Below are 17,807 nucleotides of genomic sequence, written 5' to 3' on the forward strand. Positions count from 1 at the left end.
CATGCGCCGCCCCCAACGTGTCATTGCCCTCACGGTCCTCGTTGCGCTTTCCGGCGTGCTGGGCGGCTGCGCGAGCGGGGGAAGTTTCGACCCCTCGGACATGCTCGACTTCCTGGACACCAAGAAGAAGCTGCCGGGTGACCGCAAGCCGGTGTTCCCGGAGGGCGTGCCGGGTCTCGAGCAGGGCGTGCCGAAGGAACTCTACAAGGGTGCCCAGCAGCAGCCGGTGACCGACCCAGGCGCTCAGGCGGCTACGCCGCCGGCGCCTCCGGTGGAGGAGCCCAAGGGTAAAAAGGGCCGGCGGCAGGCGGCCGTGAACAACCCGACGACGGCCGATCCGCAGGATGGCGAGGCTGCCGCGGTCGAGGAGGGCGCTGCCGCCGTTCCGCCGGCACCGAAGCCCAAGAAGATCGTGCGCCGCCGCACCACGGCACCACCGCCGGATGATGCTGCCCCGGCGCAGCAGCCGGCGGCCCAGCGATCCGGCGGCGGCTTCCCGGCGCCGATGCCGAGCGGCTCCTTCAGCCGTTAATCTCACCTGCGAATCGGCGGATCGCCCGTTCGGTTTTGCGGCCGAATGCGCTAAAGCTGCGCGCTCACGCGCACGGATCATCATGCCCTTCACCATCGCCATCATCGGCCGGCCCAACGTCGGCAAGTCGACCCTGTTCAACCGTCTGGTCGGGCAGAAGCTGGCGCTCGTCGACGACGTGCCGGGCGTCACGCGCGACCGCCGCGAGGGCGAAGCGAAGCTGTTCGATCTCAACTTCACGATCATCGACACCGCCGGCCTCGACGAGGGCCCCAAGGGCTCGCTGACCGCGCGCATGCAGGAGCAGACGGAAACCGCGATCGCGCTCGCCGACGCGCTGTTCTTCGTGATCGATGCCCGCATCGGCCTGACGCCCGCCGACCGCGCCTTCGCCGATTTCGCCCGCCGCGCCGACAAGCCGGTGCTGCTGCTCGCCAACAAGAGCGAGGGCAAGCATGGCGAGCTCGGCGCCATGGAATCTTACGCGCTCGGCCTCGGTGATCCCATCCAGATCTCGGCCGAGCACGGCGAGGGCATGGGCGAGCTCTACGACGCCGTCAGCAAGCTCGTTCCGCCCACCGACGACGAGGACGACGAGCGCGACGAGACCGACGAGGAACGCGCCAACAGGCCGATCCGGGTCGCGATCGTCGGCCGTCCCAATGCCGGCAAGTCGACCCTGATCAATCATCTGCTCGGCGAGGAGCGGCTGCTCACGAGTCCCGAGGCCGGGACGACGCGCGATTCGATCGCGGTCGAAATCGAGTGGAAGGGCCGCGGCTTCCGCATCTTCGACACCGCAGGTCTGCGCCGGCGCTCGCGCATCGAGGAGAAGCTGGAGAAGCTGTCGGTGGCGGACGCGCTGCGCGCGGTGCGCTTCGCCGAGGTGGTCGTGCTGATGATGGATGCGCAGAACCGCTTCGAGGAGCAGGATCTGCGCATCGCCGACCTGATCGAGCGCGAGGGGCGTGCCCTGGTCATCGCCGTCAACAAATGGGACCTGATGGACGGCAACCCCGGCCAGATCTCGATGCTCCGCCGCGATGCCGACCACTGGCTGCCGCAGGTCGCGGGCGCGCCGATCGTGGCGGTGTCGGGCCTGATGGGCGAGGGCATCGACCGGCTGATGCAGGCGATCGTCGAGGCCTACGCGGTCTGGAACCGGCGCGTGCCGACCGCGGCGCTGAACCGCTGGTTCGAGGGGGCGATCGCCGACAATCCGCCGCCGGCGGTGTCGGGCCGCCGGCTCAAGCTGAACTACATCACCCAAACCAAGGCGCGGCCGCCGAGTTTCGTGCTGTTCTGCTCGCGCGCCGACGCGATCCCGCAATCCTACTTGCGCTATCTCACCAACTCGATGCGCGAGACCTTCGAGCTGCCCGGCACGCCGGTGCGCATCACTCTGCGCGAGAAGGCCAATCCGTTCGCGCACAAGCGCAAGCGGCCGAACTGATCAGTTGCGGTAGCGGAAGCGGTCCGGCCATGGAAGCAAGTCCGCCGAGCGTCGCGACCGAAAGTGCGCCGGCCCCGCGCCGCGGCGCGGTCGCCTTCATCTTCGTCACCATCCTGCTCGACATGCTCGCGCTCGGGCTGATCATGCCGATCCTGCCGAAGCTGATCGAGAGCTTCGTCGGCAACGACACCGCGCAGGCGGCCCGCATCTTCGGCCTGTTCGGCACCGCCTGGGCGCTGATGCAGTTCGTGTTCTCGCCGGTGCTCGGCAGCCTGTCCGATCGCTTCGGCCGACGGCCGGTGATCCTGCTGTCGAACTTCGGCCTCGCCGCCGACTACGTGCTGATGGCGCTGGCGCCGTCGCTCGCCTGGCTGTTCGTCGGGCGCCTGGTCTCCGGCGTCACCTCGGCCAGCATCTCCACCGCCTTTGCCTACATCGCCGATCTGACGCCGCCGGATCGGCGGGCCGCGATCTTCGGCCGCATCGGCGCAGCGTTCGGTGCGGGGTTCGTGCTCGGTCCCGCCACCGGCGGACTGTTGGGTGACATCGATCCGCGGCTGCCGTTCTGGGCGGCTGCGGGGCTCAGCTTCGCCAACGCGCTCTATGGCTTCCTGGTGCTGCCGGAGTCGCTGAAGCCGGAACGGCGCAGTCCATTCCGGTGGCGGACGGCGAACCCGCTCGGTGCGCTGCGGTTGCTGGCATCGGACCGCATCCTGGCGGGGCTGTCGACCGTGAACTTCATCACCCAGCTTGCCCATGTCGTGCTGCCGTCGACCTTCGTGCTGTATGCGACCTACCGCTACGGCTGGGACACCCGCACCGTCGGCCTCACATTGGCGATGGTCGGCGTCTGCGCGATGATCGTGCAGGGCGGCGCGGTCGGGCTGATCGTCCGCCTGTTCGGCGAGCGCGGCGCGTTGATGCTCGGCCTGTCGGCGGGCATGGTCGGCTTCTTCATTTTCGGCGTGGCGCCGACGGGACCGCTGAGCTGGCTCGGCATCCCCGTGATGGCGCTATGGGGCGTGTCGGGCGCGGCCATGCAGGCTTTGATGACCCGCCTCGTCCCACCGGACAAGCAGGGCCAGCTACAGGGCGCAACGTCGAGCGTGCAGAGCGTGGCCCAGCTCGCGGGTCCCTTCCTGTTCACGCTGACCTTTGCCTATTTCATCGGAGCGGCCGCGCCGGCGCATCTGCCCGGCGCGCCGTTCCTGCTGGCGTCGGCGTTGCTGATCGTCGCTCTCCTGATTGCGGTGCGGACGCTGTCCTCGACAAAGAACAGCTAGACTAGCGCGCCGGCCTGAAGGTTCTCATCCGCTGACCCCACCGATGCAGCTCTCGCGCTCTCGCGGGACGGGGATTGCACACACTTCAAAATAGGTCAATAATGCTGACATAAATATCCGGATCAGGGGAGGAATATTGGTGAGCTGGAAGCCCGTCTACGCGCGCCGCGCGGATCGCATGAAGGCATCGGAGATCCGCGAGCTGCTCAAGGTGCTGGAGCGGCCCGGCATGATTTCGTTCGCCGGCGGCATCCCCGATCCCGCGCTGTTTCCTGCAGCAGCGGCGGCGCAGGTCTATGCCGATGCGCTGGCATCGCCCAATGTGGCTTCCGCTGCTCTGCAATATGCCGTCAGCGAGGGCTACGGTCCGCTTCGCCAGTGGATCGCCGAGCACATGACCGCGCAGGGCATAGCGGCCTCGCCAGACAACATCCTCGTCACCGCGGGATCGCAACAGGCGCTCGATTTTCTCGGCAAGCTGCTGCTCACGCCCGCGGATACGGCGCTCGTCACCGTTCCCACCTATCTTGGCGCGCTGCAGGCCTTTTCGGCCTACGAGCCGCGTTACGATTCGATCGGTCCACGCGCTGCGAACCGCACCCCGGCCTCCTACGCGGACGAAGCCGCGAAAGAAGCTGCGGGGGCGCGCGTGAAGTTCGTCTATGTCGTGCCGGACTTTGCCAATCCGACCGGTGAGACGCTGTCGCGTTCGGCGCGCGCCGATGTCCTGGATCTCGCCGGCGAGCTGGACGTGCCGGTGTTGGAGGACAGCGCCTATTCTGCCTTGCGTTTCGACGGCGACGAGATGCCGTCGCTGCAGTCGTTGGACGTCCGTCGCCGCGGCTCGCTCGATGCTTCCCGCGTCATCCATCTCGGAACGTTCTCGAAGACGGTCGCGCCGGGCCTGCGCATCGGCTGGATTTGTGCATCGCGCGCCATCATCAGCCGTCTCGTCCTCATCAAGCAGGCGAGCGACCTCAACGTGTCAGCGATCAATCAGATCGTGATGCACAGGCTCGTGAAAGACGGAGGGCATGCCGGGCTGATTGCACGGGCGCGCGCGCATTATCGGCTCAAGCGCGATGCGATGCTGAGGGCACTCGAGGCACAGATGCCGTCAGAAGCGAGGTGGACGCGGCCCGACGGCGGGTTCTTCGTCTGGCTCACCTTGCCGGACGGCGTGTCCGGTGCCGCCTTGCTCGACCGGGCCATGAATCAGGCCCAGGTGGCGTTCGTTCCCGGGGCAGCCTTCTTCCACGACGGCAGCGGCGCCAACACGATCCGCCTGTCCTATTCGCTGCCCGAGGAGGCCGTGATCGAGGAAGGCATCGGCCGCCTCGCGAGCCTGTTGCGCTGACGATGACGTGATTCGGCGCAGCGAATGTCGCATCGTCTGCGCAGCGGCACTGGCGGGACGCGATGCTAATCCACCGCATCCCGCATCGGAGCTATCGGCTTACTTCTTCACCAGCGGACAGTCGCTGGCCTCGAGCGGCTTGGCGGCATCCTCAGGCGCGATCTTGGCGATCAGCTTGTAGTAGTCCCACGGGTATTTGGACTCTTCGGGCTTCTTGACCTCGAACAGATAGGCCGGGATCAGGCGGCGTCCGTCGGCGCGCAGCGGGCCCTTGCCGAACAGCGGATCGTCGGTCGGGATCTCCTTCATCTTGGCCACGACCTTGGCACCGTCATGCGGATTGCCGCCGAGCGCTTCCAGCGTCTTGAGGTAATGCAGCGTGCCGGCGTAGTTGCCCGCCACCGTCATCGACGGCATCGTGCCCTTCGGCGACAGCTTCTGGAAACGCTTGGACCATTCGCGGGTCTGGTCGTTCAGATCCCAGTAGAACGACTCGGTGAAGGTCAGGCCCTGCGCCACCTTCAGCCCCAGCGCATGCACGTCGTTGACGAACAGCAGGAGTGCGGCGAGCTTCTGGCCGCCCTGGACGATGCCGAATTCCGAGGCCTGCTTGATCGAGTTGGTGGTGTCGCCGCCGGCATTGGCAAGCCCGATGACCTTTGCCTTCGACGACTGCGCCTGCAGCAGGAAGGACGAGAAGTCGGCGGTGTTGAGCGGGTGCTTCACCGAGCCCAGCACCTTGCCGCCGCTGCTGGTCACCACGGCCGAGGTGTCGCGCTCCAGCGCGTGACCGAAGGCATAGTCGGCGGTCAGGAAGAACCAGGTGTCGCCGCCGGCCTTGGTCAGCGCCTTGCCGGTGCCGTTCGCGAGCATGTAGGTGTCGTAGGTGAAGGAGATGGTGTTTGCGTTGCACGCTTTGCCAGTCAGGTCCGCCGTGGCGGCACCGGAGTTCAACAGGATCGAGTTCTTTTCCTTGACCAGGTTGGAGACGGCCAGCGCCACGCCCGAGTTCGGCGTGTCCATGATCACGTCCACCTTCTGCGTGTCGATCCACTGCCGGCCGATATTGACGCCGACGTCGGGCTTGTTCTGGTGGTCGCCGCTGATGACCTCGATGGTCCAGCCCTTGGCCTTCAGGCCGGAATCCTCGACCGCCATGTTGACGGCCGCGACCGAGTTGGGACCGCCGATGTCGGCGTAGAGGCTGGACATGTCGTTGAGCACGCCGATCTTGACGACCTTGTCGTCGGCGAAGGCGGAGCCGGCAAAGCTGAGCGTGGTGGCGGCAAGCAGCGCAGCCATCCGCCGCGCATGAGACGTCGTCATCAAAGTCCTCCCTGGTATCGTGTCACGGCGGGGCTTCTTGGGCGCCCTTTGCCGTCGGATTCCCTGGATAGCCGGTCTTGTCAGTTGCGGCAATGCGCCAAAAGGCGCGAGACGCGCCCAAGGTTTGTGCGTTTCGCTTGAGCGTTAACGCAGGGCGTCCGAGGTCAGCCGGAATTTCTGGATGCGCTTACCGGTGTCGACCTCGGCGGTATAAACGTTGCCCTGCCGGTCGACAGCCATCGCGTGCACCCAATGGAATTGGCCGGCATTGCGGCCATTGTGGCCGAAGCCGCCAACCACGCTGCCGTCATCCCGCCTGATGATGCGGATCTCATTGTTCTCGCCATCGGCAGACAGCAGGTAGGTCTGCTTCGGATCCGGCCAGATCGCGATGTCCCACACCGCGCCATTGCCGAGCGTGTTCTTTTCGAAGAACCATTCGGTCACGAATGTCCCGTCCTTCCTGAACACCTGGATGCGGTCGTTGATGCGGTCGCAGACATAGACGAGACCATCGTCGGCGATCTTCACGCAGTGCACGGGATTGCCGAACTGCTGGGCGACCGGTGCCTTGGGATCATACGGTGGCTGCCTGGCATCGTCAGGGACATGGCCATAGGCGCCCCAATGCCGCTTGTAGGCGAGGGTGGTGGCATCGAACACGATGACGCGGCGGTTGCCGTAGCCGTCGGCGACGTAGATCTCGTTCGCCTCCTTGTCGATCGCTGTCTCCGCGGGCTTGCCGAGCTGGGTGGTGTCGTTGGAGCCCTTGCTCGGCGCCATCGTTCCGATCTGAGCGACGAACTTGCCATCGAGCGTGAACTTCAGGATGGCGTTGTCATTGTCGGCATTGCCGCCGATCCAGACGAAGCCGCGTTCGTCGACCTCGATGCCATGCTCGCGGCCGACCCATTCATAGCCCGGGCCCGGGCCGCCCCAGGCGCGCAAGAGATTGCCGTCGGTATCGAATTCGAGCACCGGGGGCGCCGGCATGCAGCATTTCGATCGCGGCGGATTGAGCGTGGCGCCTTTCTCGTCGTCGGTCAGCGAGCGCGGCCGGTGAATGACCCAGATGTGGCCCTGGTGATCAACCGTGATGCCGCCGACCTGGCCGAGGATCCAGTTGTTGGGGAGCTGCTTCGGCCAGGACGGCTCGACGGCGAACGCGGGCACCTCTGCTGCGGCGCTGGTGCTGCGAGAGAAGAGGACGTTGCCGGCCGCAACGGCGAACAGCAGAATGACCAGGGCAGGCCTTGTCGCGCGTCCGCGTCGTGCTCGCGTCATGCCGTCCTCCCCGATATGTGCTGCGGTCATCCGCTTATGAACGCAGTCAATCGCGGGCATGGCGGAGTGTCAATCGCGCGGGGGGACGCCGATCGGCAGGCTCAGACCGGCGCCTGCTCCACCGCTTCCTTTTTCGGCGGCGTCCGCAACGTGGGCGGCCGCAGAAAGCGCGTCAGCATGAGCCGCAGATGCTCACTGCTCTTCTTGATGTCGACGTTCGGATTGCGGATCGGCAGCGCGCGTGCGCCGTCGACGATCACGAACAGGATGTTCGCGGTCGCCTCCGGATCGAGGCCGGGATCGACCTCGCCGCGGTCCTGTGCCTTGGTGAGGAAGTCGACCAGCAGCGCCCGCATCGCGCGCGCATGGGCATGGACGATGGCTGCAAAGTCGGCATTGCGGCAGGCCTCAGCCAAAGCCTCGGCGCTGAGAACCTGGGCCTGCGGCTGGTGAATGCTGGTGCTCTCGAGCTCCTGCACCAGGGCGTCGATCACGTCGGGCGAGGCCAGGATTGCCTGGAGGCGCGATGCAGCGTGGCTCAGATTCTGCTCGACCAGCGCCTGGATCATCGCCTCCTTGCTGGGGAAGTAATGGTAGAGGTGGCCCGGGCTGATCTTGGCGGCGGCGCAGATGTCGGTGGTGCTGGCGCCGTGAAATCCGTTCCTGACGAAGCACGACAGGGCGGCCTGGAGAATCTCCCGGCGCTTCTGCTCGTGCTTGACCGGATCGACCTTTCTCATCGCGTGTCCTGCCGGGCCAACTCTCGCCACATTCGTCGTTTCCGCCAACTGCTTGTAATATAAAATAATATTTCTCGCCGCTCTAATCTAGAGAATTTGATCTAGTTTAGTTGGACAAGCGCTACGGCTTGTGAGACTTAATTAGAGTGAGTTGTCTATCAATGGGTCTGGCCGTTTCGATGCGTCTCGCTCCGCTGAAGTCGATGACCCTGGTTTCCCTGGCGCTGGCAACGGCCGGCTGCGCCACCGCCCCGCTCGAGCGGGCCGGCTCGCTCAAGAACTACGATCATCTCGCCGACGCCAACGGCCTGGTGACGCGCGCGCAGATCAAGGCCAACAAGAAGGAGCTGCTCGAGGCCAAGACGATCCGGATCGAGCCGACCGCGTTTCCGCCGCGTCCCGACATCGCCCTCGACGAGAGCGAGCGCAAGCTGGTGGCCAACGTCATCAGCCGGGAAATGTGCCTGCGGCTCAGCGAGCGATTCCAGATCGTCGGACCCCGTGAGGAGGCCGATCTGACGGTCAAGGCGACCGTCACCCATGCCACGGCGACCAACGCGACCGCCTCGGCCGCCTCGCAGGCGGCGTCCATCGCCAAGAGCGTCGCGCTGCCGGGCGTCCCGGTGCCGGTGCCGCGGCTGCCGGTCGGGCTTGGCACGCTGTCCGTCGAGGCCGAGGCGCGCGACTTCGCCGGGTTCCAGAAGGCCGCAATGGTGTGGGCGCGCGGCGCCAACTCGGTCTCGACTGCCCGCATGGCCAATGACGGCGACGCCTACGACCTCGCTTCCGAATTCGGCGCCGACTTCGCGAAGCTGGTGTCGACCGGCGAGTCGCCGTTCGGAGGCGTCCCGTCGCTGACCTCGCTGCCTTCGGTGTCGAGCGTGCCGGCCAAGCTCGGCGCCGCTCCCAAATATGCCGCATGTGAGCAGTACGGACGTTTCCCCGGCCTGAAGGGCTTCGTCGGTGCCGGTCTGGGCCTGCCGCCGGGCTGGACCGACAAGGGCGCCGAGGAAGCCAGGCCGGACGCGCCGCAGCCGTCGCCGGAGATCGCAAGCGTGGAGCAGCAAGCGTCGCGATGAAGTCCGCCGCCTCCTTCCGCGTGCTTGTCCCGCGTGTCCTGCTCGCGTGCGCCGCGTCGCTGCTGCTGGCGGCGTGCGCAGCCGTCATGCCACGCAACGCGTTGCCGGAGGCGGCGGCTGTCAGCGCCGACCCGGTCGGCTTCCGCAAAGTCCGCTACTGGGGTGACGAGCCGGCGCCGCGCTTTGCCGAGGCCGCGATGTCACGCGCGTCGGCCGAACTCCCGATCTCGCGTCCGCTGAATTTCCTCGCGATCTCCGGTGGCGCCGAGAACGGCGCGTTCGGCGCCGGGCTGCTGGCCGGCTGGGGCGAGGCCGGCAACCGGCCGTCGTTCGACATGGTGACGGGCGTCAGCTCCGGCGCGCTGATCGCGCCGTTCGTCTTCCTGGGGCGCGAGCATGATGACAAGCTGCGCGAGATCTTCACCGCCTATGAGCGCAAGGACATCTTCACGGTCAACATTCCCGGCCTGCTGCAGGGCTCGGCGCTGGCCGACAACACGCCGCTGTCGCGGCTGATCGAGAAGTATGTCGATCGCGAGTTTCTCCGCGACGTCGCGCGCGAGAGCAGCAAGGGCAGGGTGCTGCTGGTCGGCACCACCAATCTCGATGCGCAGCGCCCGGTGCTGTGGGACATGGGCCGCATCGCAGCCGCCGATACGCCCGAGGCGATCGCGCTGTTCCGCCAGGTGCTGCTGGCGTCCGCGACCGTGCCGGGCGCCTTCGCTCCGGTTCGCATCAAGGTGCGGATCGGCGACAAGGACTACGACGAGCTGCATGTCGACGGCGGCGTGACGCGGCAGGTGTTCATCGGTCCGTCGGTGCTGCGCCTCGTCTCCGGCCGCGGCCCGCGCCGGAGCGTGAGCGGCGCGCATCTCTACGTCATCCGCAACGCCCGCATCGATCCGCAATGGGACAGCGTCGGTGCCGACGTGCTCTCGGTGACGCAGCGCTCGCTCTCCACCCTGATCAAGAACCAGGGCATCGGCGACATCTACCGCATCTACTCGGTGGCGAAGTTCAACGGCATCGACTTCAACCTCGCCAGCGTGCCGGCCGATTTCCAGGCCAAGGCCGATGGGCCGTTCGACCGCAGCTACATGACCGCGCTGTTCGATCGCGGCCACGACATGGGCCGCCGCGGCTATCCCTGGGTGAAGAGCCTGCCGGGCCTGCAAGCCAACGAGCACGGCATCACCGCGCAGATCCCGGCGCGCACGATGGCGGCTGCCGCGCGATGATCTGGCGAAGCTGCAGGTCTGTCGTGAGCTCCGCTGCGCGCGCCGTGCTGCTGATACCATTGCTGCTCGGCGGCTGCGCGACGTCGTCCACGCCGCCGCCCGACGCCACCACGCAGTTCCACAACACCTACAACTATCTCCCCGTCAACGACGTGCCGCATGACGACCAGCGTCCGGTGTTGTCGGTCGAGCAGCAGGAGAAGCTGCGTAAGGAGCTGATGGCGGTGCGCGATCGCCAGGCGCCGGCTGTGGCGAAGGCGGCTGCGGGCAAGTCGGCAGCCGCCAAACCCGCCGCGGCAGATCCTGCCGGACCGAGATAGGCGCCGGCCGCGGGCGGAGCGGCGCTGTCCGGCCCGGATCATTCACCCCGGAGAATGCGAGCCTCAACGGGGCGCCCGGCGATCAGGACGCGTCGGCCGTCTAACGTGGCCCCGCCGCATCGGGCGCGGCCGCAACGACGGACCAATCGGAGATCGCAGATGGACCATCTGACCTTGCCGCGAACCGGCGCATCCGGCGAGATCGCGACCTTCGGGCCGGTGCATCTGGAGGTCACGCATCTCGAGCGCGCGATCGATTTCTGGTGCGAGACCGCAGGTCTGCGCCTGCGCAAGCGCAACGGCGCGGCCGAGCTCGGCACGGCGGGCGAGACGCTCGTGGTGCTGCATCCCGGTGCGAAACGCCCGGCGCTGCGCGGCTTCTCCGGCCTCTATCATATCGCCATCCATGTGCCCGACCAGGCGGAATTCTCGCGGATGCTGCGCCGGCTGATCGCCAGCCGCACGCCGATCTCGCCGGTCGATCACGTGATGTCCAAGGCGATCTATCTCAACGATCCTGACGGGCTCGGCATCGAGTTCACGCTGGAGACGCCGGAGCGGTTCGGCGGCTACGGCACGTTCGAGACTGATTTCACCGTGTTCGATGCCGAAGGCCGGCCCTGCAGTGGCAGGAGCCCGCTCGACGTGCGCCACGAGCTGGCGCAGGCGAAAGGACCGCCGCTGTCGGCGCCGCTCGCCGACGCCGCGCGGATCGGCCATCTGCATCTGCACGTCCCGCGCATCGAGGCTGCGCGCACGTTCTACACCCGGCTTGGCTTCCTGCCCGGCGCATTCGCGCCACAGCTGGGGTTTGCCGATCTCGGCGCCGGCGGCGCCTACACCCACCGTATCGCATTGAACGTCTGGCAGGGGATCGATGCGCCGCCAGCACCCGCAGGCGTGGCGCGGCTGCGCGGCTTCTCGATCCGCTTCGACACCCGCGCGCGCCTCGACGCCGCGCTGCGCGGCTGTGACGAGGTGATCGTGCGGGGCGATCAGTACGTGCTGCGCGATCCCGCCGGCACCGCGCTGATGCTGACCGCCGAACCCTGATTCATCCGCCCATGGAGCCGACAGCGTGACCGACCAGACCGAGCCGACACCACCGCTCTCGAAGCGCACCAAGGCTGCCAAGGTGCGCAAGGCCGCGCAGCATCCGAAACGTCCGGGCGCCGGCTGCAAGGCCGAGCCGGGCAGCTTCGTGCCGGTCGTCGACCGCACCCGATGCGAGGCCAAGGGCGACTGCGTCGAGGTGTGCCCCTACAACGTGTTCGACGTTGCGCCGATCAGCGGCGACGATTTCCGCGCGCTGTCCTTCCTCGGCAGGATGCGCGTGCGCTTTCACGGCATGAAGACGGCCTACACGCCGAAGAGCTATCTCTGCCTTGCCTGCGGCCTGTGCGTGGTGGCTTGCCCGGAGCGCGCCATCGATCTCGTGGAGGTCGCGGCGGGTGACAGCGCGACGTAGGAGTGGAGCCTGCGACCGCCCTGGTGCCGTCGACGCGATAGTCTACGCCGGTGGCTGAAAGCTCTTCAGCGCGCGGGTCTTGTACTCGTAGAGCTTGCCGGTCTCGGTCCACGACGGCAGGCACATCGGCACGATCAATTCGGCGACCTGCTCGGGCGTCTCGAGCGTCATCGGGTCTTCACCTGGGAACACCGTGGCGCGCATGCGGGTGCGGATCGGGCCCGGGCTGAACAGGTTGACGCGCAGCGGCGTGCGCTCGGTCTCGTGCGCCCATACCCGAGCCAGGGTCTCCAGCGCCGCCTTGGTGACGGCGTAGGGGCCGAGATAGGCCTGCGCCTTGTGAGCGGCGCCTGAGGTGAGGAACACCGCGCGGCCGGCGTCGGAGGCCTTCAGCAGCGGCTCCATGCAGCGGATCAGCTGGAAGTTGGCGGTGAGGTTGACCGCGACGACGTCGTTCCACGGCTTGAGGTCGATATGGCCGAGCGGTGAGGAGGGGCCGGGCACGGCGGCATTGCCGACGAGGATGTCGAGCTTGCCATGGCGCTCATGCAGCGCGGCGCCGAGCCGGGCGATGCCGTCGCTGTCGGTCATGCTGAGCGGCACCAGGGTGGCGCCGCTGCCGGTCTCTTTCCGGATCTCGTCGTCGAGTTCCTCCAGCCCGCCCTGGGTGCGGGCGACGGCGACGACATGCGCACCGGCGCGCGCGAGCGCGCGGGCGGTCGCATGGCCGATGCCGCGCGAGGCGCCGGTGACGAGGGCAATACGATTGGCGAGGGGAAGGGTCATCACGATCATCTCTCAGCCGTCGTCCCGGCGAACGCCGGGATCCATATTCCGCGGCGGTTATGATGGAGTTGGGTGGCTGTGGCTAGTCCTGCCCGACAAACGACGGCCGGTGGTCAGGGCCTCCGGCATGTGCCGGGACGACGGCCGATCGAACGCCGTCATTCCGGGGCGAGGCCGTTAGGCCTCGAACCCGGAATCTAGAGGTCAGGCGCACAAAACAATTTCGAGATTCCGGGTTCGATGCTGCGCATCGCCCCGGAATGACGGTGTGGGGAGAGAGCCTCAGCTCGCCTCGGCCAGGAGCGACAACTGCTGCTGGGTCGGCTCGACCAGCGACTGGTCGGTGAGGTGGGTCGGATAGCTGCCGGTGAAGCAGTGGTCGGCGTATTTCGGCGCGGCGGGGTCGCGGGCCGGTTCGCCCATGGCGCGGTACATGCCGTCGATCGACAGGAACGCCAGCGAGTCGGCGCCGATCAGCTCGCGCATCTCCTCGAGCGAATGCGTCGCCGCCAAGAGGCCGCCACGGTCCGGCAGGTCGATGCCGTAATAGTCGGGGTAGAGGATCGGCGGCGAGGCGAGGCGGAAATGCACCTCCGTGGCGCCGGCGTCGCGCATCATGCGCACGATCTTGCGCGAGGTGGTACCGCGCACCAGCGAGTCGTCGATCAGGATGATGCGCTTGCCTTCGATCGCGGCGCGGTTGGCCGAGTGCTTCATGCGCACGCCGGATTCGCGGATCGCCTGCGTCGGCTGGATGAAGGTGCGGCCGACATAGTGATTGCGGATGATGCCGAGCTCGAACGGCACGCCCGAATGCTGGCTGTAGCCGATCGCCGCCGGCACGCCGGAATCAGGCACCGGCACGACGACGTCGACGTCGGGATGGCTCTCGCGCGCGAGCTGCGCGCCGAATGCCTTGCGGACCTCGTAGACCGAGCGGCCGCCGACCACTGAGTCGGGCCGGGCGAAGTAGATGTATTCGAAGACGCAGGGACGCGCCGGCTTCGGCGGGAACGGCTTGTGGCTGTGGGCGCCGTTTTCATCGAAGATCACGACCTCGCCCGGCTCGATGTCGCGGATGTAGCGTGCGCCGATCATGTCGAGCGCGCAGGTCTCCGAGGCCAGGATCGGGCAGCCCTCGAGCTCGCCATACACCAGCGGGCGGATGCCGAGGGGATCGCGGGCGCCGATCAGCTTCTTGTTGGTCATGCAGACCAGCGAGTAGGCGCCTTCGAGCGCGCGCAGCGCCTCGATGAAGCGGTCGATGAAATTGGTGCGGCGGGAATGCGCGACTAGATGCAGGATCACCTCGGTGTCGGTGGTCGACTGCATGATGGCGCCGGCGCGCACCAGCTCGCGGCGGAGCGTGAGCCCGTTGGTGAGGTTGCCGTTGTGGCCGACAGCGAAGCCGCCGGCATTGAGCTCGGCGAACAGCGGCTGCACGTTGCGCAGGATCGTGGCGCCGGTGGTGGCGTAGCGGACATGGCCGATCGCGGCATTGCCGGGCAGGCGCTCGATCACCTCGCGGCGGGAGAAGGTGTCGCCGACGAGGCCCAGGCGGCGCTCGCTGTGGAAGCGCGTGCCGTCATAGGAGACGATGCCGGCGGCTTCCTGGCCGCGATGCTGGAGCGCGTGCAGGCCGAGCGCGGTGATCGCGGCGGCATCATTGTGCCCATAAATGCCGAACACGCCGCACTCTTCGCGCAGCGTGTCTCCGTCAAGGTCTGGGTCTCTGAGGTAGGCTTGAGGTCCGAAGTCCAGATCCGCGTGAGTATCCGCTTGGGCTTCGCCGGAAGAATCGTGGTGCAGGTCCATCGCGCCTCTCTTCTGGGCTGAGCTCACTTGGCCGCGGGTTTCTCGATCAGCTTCTTCAAGCTGTCGCGGGCAGGCTTGCTATACCCATCGCCGCCCGCTCCGGGCGACTCGGTGTCAGTCTGGTCGTCGTCCGGCTTGTTCTTCTTGAATTTCTTTAAAATGGTGTTCTCGGGATCATCAGGCAAGAGCGACATCAGCCAATCCCCGGTTCCCTGCAGGACCACGCGGGATTTGGCACCGGTGACCCAGTCCGGGCGCTGCTTGTCCGGCACCAGCCAGCTGAAGAACAGGAAGGCGACGACCACGATCAGCAGGCCGCGGCCCAGTCCGAACAGGAATCCGAGGGTGCGGTCGAGCGCGCCGATGCGCGAATCGAGAATCATGTCGGAGATTTTGACCGTGATCACCGAGACGATCAGCAGGGTGCCCACGAAAGTACCGGCGACGACGACCACGCTCGCGACGGTATCGTTGTTGAAATAGGTCTTGGCGGTCGGCAGCAGCTTGGAGAATGAATAAAGCGTGACCAGGGCGGCCGCGCCCCAGGCTGCGATCGACAGCACCTCGCGCATGAAGCCCCGGACCATCGCGAGCAGCCCCGACACCAGCATCACGCCGAGCAGGATGAGATCGAGGATCGTTATCGGCATCGGCTGCTCAGGTCCGCTTCACAGGTCCAAGGTTCGCTTCGAATCGACGGAGGACCGCCCCCTCCGGGAGGAGGACAGCGAGGTTCCCCGGCAAGTCCGGACGGCTGCACGATCCCGTGTGGGCGACCGGTTGCGGCGTTGTATAGCGGCGAGTCACGCGAACGTCACGGTCCGGCTAGCCGTCCTGGCGGCGGAATCTCGCTGGTGTGGCATTTTTTTCGGCATGGCTGGGGCCGCGGCGGCCCTGGTCGCCGTCTTCGCGGCTGCTGTCGTGTCGGGCACGAGGCGTGCCGCGCGCGGCGATGTCGGCCACCAGGCTGGTCAATCCGCCGACGGTATTGAGGCTGAGCCCGGCGTCGCCGCCGGCCTCGCCGCGGGCGCGCTCCGGCAGTACCACGCGGCCGAAGCCGAGCTTGGCAGCCTCCTTCAGCCGAGCCGAGGTCTGCGCCACCGGTCGGACCGCGCCCGACAGCGAGATTTCGCCGAAATAGACCGCATCGGGCGGCAGCGGAGCGTTGACCAGCGAGGAGACCAGAGCCGCGGCCGCGGCGAGATCCGCCGCAGGCTCGTTGATGCGCAGGCCGCCGGCGACGTTGAGATAGACGTCGTGGCCCGACAGCTTGACGCCGCAATGCGCCTCCAGCACGGCCAGCACCATCGACAGCCGGCTCGGATCCCAGCCGACCACGGCGCGGCGCGGCGTGCCGAGCGAGGTCGGCGCCACGAGGGCCTGGATTTCGACCAGCACGGGGCGCGTGCCCTCGATCCCGGCAAAGACCGCGGTGCCGGGGCTGCCGAGATCGCGCTCGGACAGGAACAGCTCGGAGGGGTTGGTGACCTCGCGCAGACCCAATCCGGTCATTTCGAACACGCCGATCTCGTCGGTCGGGCCGAACCGGTTCTTGACCGCGCGCAGGATGCGGAACTGCTGCGAGCCCTCGCCCTCGAACGACAGCACCGCGTCGACCATGTGTTCGACGACGCGGGGCCCGGCGATCTGGCCGTCCTTGGTGACGTGGCCGACCAGGATGATCGCGGCGCCGGATTTCTTGGCGAACCTGATCAGCTTCTGCGCCGAGGCGCGCACTTGCGTCACCGTGCCCGGCGCCGATTCGACGGTGTCGGTCCACATCGTCTGGATCGAGTCGATCACGATCAGTCGCGGCACGCCGCCTTCGGACAGGGTCGCGATGATGTCCTCGACCGACGTCTCAGCCGCCAGTTGTACCGGCGCATCCGCAAGCCCGAGGCGCTCGGCGCGCAGCCGCACCTGGGCGACAGCTTCCTCGCCGGAAATGTAGACCGCGCGATGGCCGGCGCGCGCCAGCATCGAGGTCGCCTGGGTCAGCAACGTCGATTTGCCGATGCCGGGATCGCCGCCGACCAAGAGCACCGAGCCGCGAACGAAGCCGCCGCCGGTGACGCGGTCGAGCTCGGTCATGCCCGACGACAGTCGCGGCGCGTCGATGGTCTTGCCGGTCAGCGATTCCAACTGGAACGTGCGGCCCTTGCGCTTGGAGCGCAGCGAGACCGGCGCGGAGGTCGCGCCCGTCGTGTCTTCCTCGGCCAAGGTGTTCCACTCGCCGCAGGCCTCGCACTTGCCCTGCCAGCGCGAATAGGCCGCGCCGCAGTTCTGGCAGACGAAGGAGAGCGTGGTCTTGGCCATGAGGTGAGAATCGGTGCGGTCAGGAGTGGGTGGCGTTCCATAACATACTTAGGCCCGCGGCCAGCATGATGCCATCCATCACCACGCGGAACACATCGGGCTTCATGTGCAGCACGAAGCGCTTGGCGACGAAGGCGCCAGCCATCAGCGAGCCGCCGGCGATCAGACCCTTGAGCAGAATGTCAGGCGTCAGCGCGCCGAAGCGCTGGAAGGTGATGGATTTCGAGACATAGAGCCCGAGCGAGCTCGCGGCCTCGGTGGCGAGGAAGGCGCCTTTCGACAGGCCATAGAACAGGAACAGCGGCACGCTCAGCGGTCCGGTCGAGACCACGATGCCGGTGAGGAAACCGATGATCGCGCCGCCGAGCGCGAGATGCCAGAGGTTGGCCTTGAGGTCGTGCCGCGTCAGCCAATGCCGTACCGGTACCATCGCCATCAGGAACAGCCCGATCGTGATATCGACCGCCTGCGACGGCAGGATCAGCAAGGTGCGCGCGCCGAGTGCGGCGGCCGGAATGCCGGTGACCGAATAGGCCGCGCAGGCGCGCCAGTCGACCTCGCGCCACCACGCCAGGATGCGCGACAGGTTCGCCATGACCGCAGCGACCGCCATGATCGGCACGGCCTCCTTCGGGCCGTACTCGTAGGCCAGCACCGGCATCAGCATGATCGACGAGCCGGTGCCGACGATGCCGGACAAGGTGCCGGCCACGAGGCCGACCGCGAGAACGAAGAGGAAGCCCAAGATTTTCGCGCCTTCGTGATGGCGGGCAAGATCTCTCCCCGTCATTGCGAGCGAAGCGAAGCAAT

General features: G+C 67.1%; 17 protein-coding genes. 9 read left to right on the top strand and 8 right to left on the bottom strand.

What is annotated here, in order from left to right:
- Window position 1: 1 nt before the first annotated feature.
- From QX073_RS04535 to QX073_RS04550, 4 genes are all read left to right on the top strand, one after another.
- Window positions 2-532 carry a hypothetical protein gene (locus tag QX073_RS04535; protein WP_316173844.1) on the top strand — a complete coding sequence of 177 codons (531 nt, stop codon included), beginning with the start codon at window positions 2-4 and terminating at the stop codon, window positions 530-532.
- A gap of 82 nt (window positions 533-614) precedes the next feature.
- A complete protein-coding gene (gene der / locus QX073_RS04540) occupies window positions 615-1,985 on the top strand; it encodes a ribosome biogenesis GTPase Der (RefSeq protein WP_316225377.1) in 1,371 nt (456 codons plus the stop codon).
- 29 nt (window positions 1,986-2,014) lie between these two features.
- Window positions 2,015-3,268 carry a TCR/Tet family MFS transporter gene (locus QX073_RS04545; protein ID WP_316225378.1) on the top strand — a complete coding sequence of 418 codons (1,254 nt, stop codon included), beginning with the start codon at window positions 2,015-2,017 and terminating at the stop codon, window positions 3,266-3,268.
- 136 nt (window positions 3,269-3,404) lie between these two features.
- Complete coding sequence (locus tag QX073_RS04550; RefSeq protein WP_316225379.1) at window positions 3,405-4,625, top strand: PLP-dependent aminotransferase family protein; 1,221 nt, start codon at window positions 3,405-3,407, stop codon at window positions 4,623-4,625.
- Window positions 4,626-4,724: 99 nt separating this feature from the next.
- Here QX073_RS04550 and QX073_RS04555 read toward each other — a convergent pair whose 3' ends face one another.
- The 3 genes from QX073_RS04555 to QX073_RS04565 form a co-directional block, all read right to left on the bottom strand.
- A complete protein-coding gene (locus QX073_RS04555; protein ID WP_315712474.1) occupies window positions 4,725-5,951 on the bottom strand; it encodes an ABC transporter substrate-binding protein in 1,227 nt (408 codons plus the stop codon).
- Window positions 5,952-6,095: 144 nt separating this feature from the next.
- Window positions 6,096-7,235 (bottom strand): hypothetical protein, encoded by a 1,140-nt coding sequence (locus tag QX073_RS04560; protein ID WP_316225380.1) that lies wholly within the window; start codon window positions 7,233-7,235, stop codon window positions 6,096-6,098.
- 101 nt (window positions 7,236-7,336) lie between these two features.
- Entirely contained in the window at window positions 7,337-7,975 is a 639-nt protein-coding gene (locus QX073_RS04565) for a TetR/AcrR family transcriptional regulator (protein WP_316192656.1), read from the bottom strand.
- 203 nt (window positions 7,976-8,178) lie between these two features.
- Between QX073_RS04565 and QX073_RS04570 the strand changes: the two genes are divergently transcribed.
- From QX073_RS04570 to QX073_RS04590, 5 genes are all read left to right on the top strand, one after another.
- Window positions 8,179-9,054, top strand: a complete 876-nt coding sequence (locus QX073_RS04570; RefSeq protein ID WP_316225381.1) for a DUF3313 family protein — start codon at window positions 8,179-8,181, stop codon at window positions 9,052-9,054.
- Window positions 9,051-10,292 carry a patatin-like phospholipase family protein gene (locus tag QX073_RS04575; RefSeq protein ID WP_316225382.1) on the top strand — a complete coding sequence of 414 codons (1,242 nt, stop codon included), beginning with the start codon at window positions 9,051-9,053 and terminating at the stop codon, window positions 10,290-10,292. The genes QX073_RS04570 and QX073_RS04575 overlap by 4 nt, the downstream gene beginning before the upstream one ends.
- Window positions 10,293-10,315: 23 nt before the next feature.
- A complete protein-coding gene (locus tag QX073_RS04580) occupies window positions 10,316-10,612 on the top strand; it encodes a hypothetical protein (protein ID WP_315749924.1) in 297 nt (98 codons plus the stop codon).
- 159 nt (window positions 10,613-10,771) lie between these two features.
- Entirely contained in the window at window positions 10,772-11,665 is an 894-nt protein-coding gene (locus tag QX073_RS04585; RefSeq protein ID WP_316225383.1) for a VOC family protein, read from the top strand.
- A 25-nt stretch (window positions 11,666-11,690) separates the two neighbouring features.
- Window positions 11,691-12,080 (top strand): 4Fe-4S binding protein, encoded by a 390-nt coding sequence (locus QX073_RS04590; RefSeq protein WP_316225384.1) that lies wholly within the window; start codon window positions 11,691-11,693, stop codon window positions 12,078-12,080.
- 42 nt (window positions 12,081-12,122) lie between these two features.
- On the opposite strand, the gene QX073_RS04595 is transcribed toward QX073_RS04590, so the two are convergent.
- From QX073_RS04595 to QX073_RS04615, 5 genes are all read right to left on the bottom strand, one after another.
- Window positions 12,123-12,866: an SDR family NAD(P)-dependent oxidoreductase gene (locus QX073_RS04595; RefSeq protein WP_316164687.1), complete on the bottom strand. Its 744-nt coding sequence runs from the start codon at window positions 12,864-12,866 to the stop codon at window positions 12,123-12,125.
- A gap of 282 nt (window positions 12,867-13,148) precedes the next feature.
- Complete coding sequence (purF, locus tag QX073_RS04600) at window positions 13,149-14,681, bottom strand: amidophosphoribosyltransferase (protein ID WP_315712462.1); 1,533 nt, start codon at window positions 14,679-14,681, stop codon at window positions 13,149-13,151.
- A gap of 23 nt (window positions 14,682-14,704) precedes the next feature.
- Window positions 14,705-15,331: a CvpA family protein gene (locus tag QX073_RS04605; protein ID WP_315712460.1), complete on the bottom strand. Its 627-nt coding sequence runs from the start codon at window positions 15,329-15,331 to the stop codon at window positions 14,705-14,707.
- Between the two features lie 175 nt (window positions 15,332-15,506).
- Window positions 15,507-16,997, bottom strand: a complete 1,491-nt coding sequence (gene radA / locus QX073_RS04610) for a DNA repair protein RadA (protein WP_315712459.1) — start codon at window positions 16,995-16,997, stop codon at window positions 15,507-15,509.
- 19 nt (window positions 16,998-17,016) lie between these two features.
- Complete coding sequence (locus QX073_RS04615; RefSeq protein WP_315712457.1) at window positions 17,017-17,742, bottom strand: sulfite exporter TauE/SafE family protein; 726 nt, start codon at window positions 17,740-17,742, stop codon at window positions 17,017-17,019.
- Window positions 17,743-17,807: the final 65 nt, after the last annotated feature.

This window comes from Bradyrhizobium sp. SZCCHNS3052 (assembly GCF_032484495.1).
Lineage (GTDB): Bacteria > Pseudomonadota > Alphaproteobacteria > Rhizobiales > Xanthobacteraceae > Bradyrhizobium.

Bases quoted from the DNA above. Each gene is read 5' to 3' on its own strand.
- QX073_RS04535 (WP_316173844.1), top strand. From the start codon at position 2: ATGCGCCGCCCCCAACGTGTCATTGCCCTCACGGTCCTCGTTGCGCTT.
- der (WP_316225377.1), top strand. From the start codon at position 615: ATGCCCTTCACCATCGCCATCATCGGCCGGCCCAACGTCGGCAAGTCG.
- QX073_RS04545 (WP_316225378.1), top strand. From the start codon at position 2,015: ATGGAAGCAAGTCCGCCGAGCGTCGCGACCGAAAGTGCGCCGGCCCCG.
- QX073_RS04555 (WP_315712474.1), bottom strand. From the start codon at position 5,951: ATGACGACGTCTCATGCGCGGCGGATGGCTGCGCTGCTTGCCGCCACC.
- QX073_RS04560 (WP_316225380.1), bottom strand. From the start codon at position 7,235: ATGACGCGAGCACGACGCGGACGCGCGACAAGGCCTGCCCTGGTCATT.
- QX073_RS04565 (WP_316192656.1), bottom strand. From the start codon at position 7,975: ATGAGAAAGGTCGATCCGGTCAAGCACGAGCAGAAGCGCCGGGAGATT.
- QX073_RS04570 (WP_316225381.1), top strand. From the start codon at position 8,179: ATGACCCTGGTTTCCCTGGCGCTGGCAACGGCCGGCTGCGCCACCGCC.
- QX073_RS04575 (WP_316225382.1), top strand. From the start codon at position 9,051: ATGAAGTCCGCCGCCTCCTTCCGCGTGCTTGTCCCGCGTGTCCTGCTC.
- QX073_RS04585 (WP_316225383.1), top strand. From the start codon at position 10,772: ATGGACCATCTGACCTTGCCGCGAACCGGCGCATCCGGCGAGATCGCG.
- QX073_RS04595 (WP_316164687.1), bottom strand. From the start codon at position 12,866: ATGACCCTTCCCCTCGCCAATCGTATTGCCCTCGTCACCGGCGCCTCG.
- purF (WP_315712462.1), bottom strand. From the start codon at position 14,681: ATGGACCTGCACCACGATTCTTCCGGCGAAGCCCAAGCGGATACTCAC.
- QX073_RS04605 (WP_315712460.1), bottom strand. From the start codon at position 15,331: ATGCCGATAACGATCCTCGATCTCATCCTGCTCGGCGTGATGCTGGTG.
- radA (WP_315712459.1), bottom strand. From the start codon at position 16,997: ATGGCCAAGACCACGCTCTCCTTCGTCTGCCAGAACTGCGGCGCGGCC.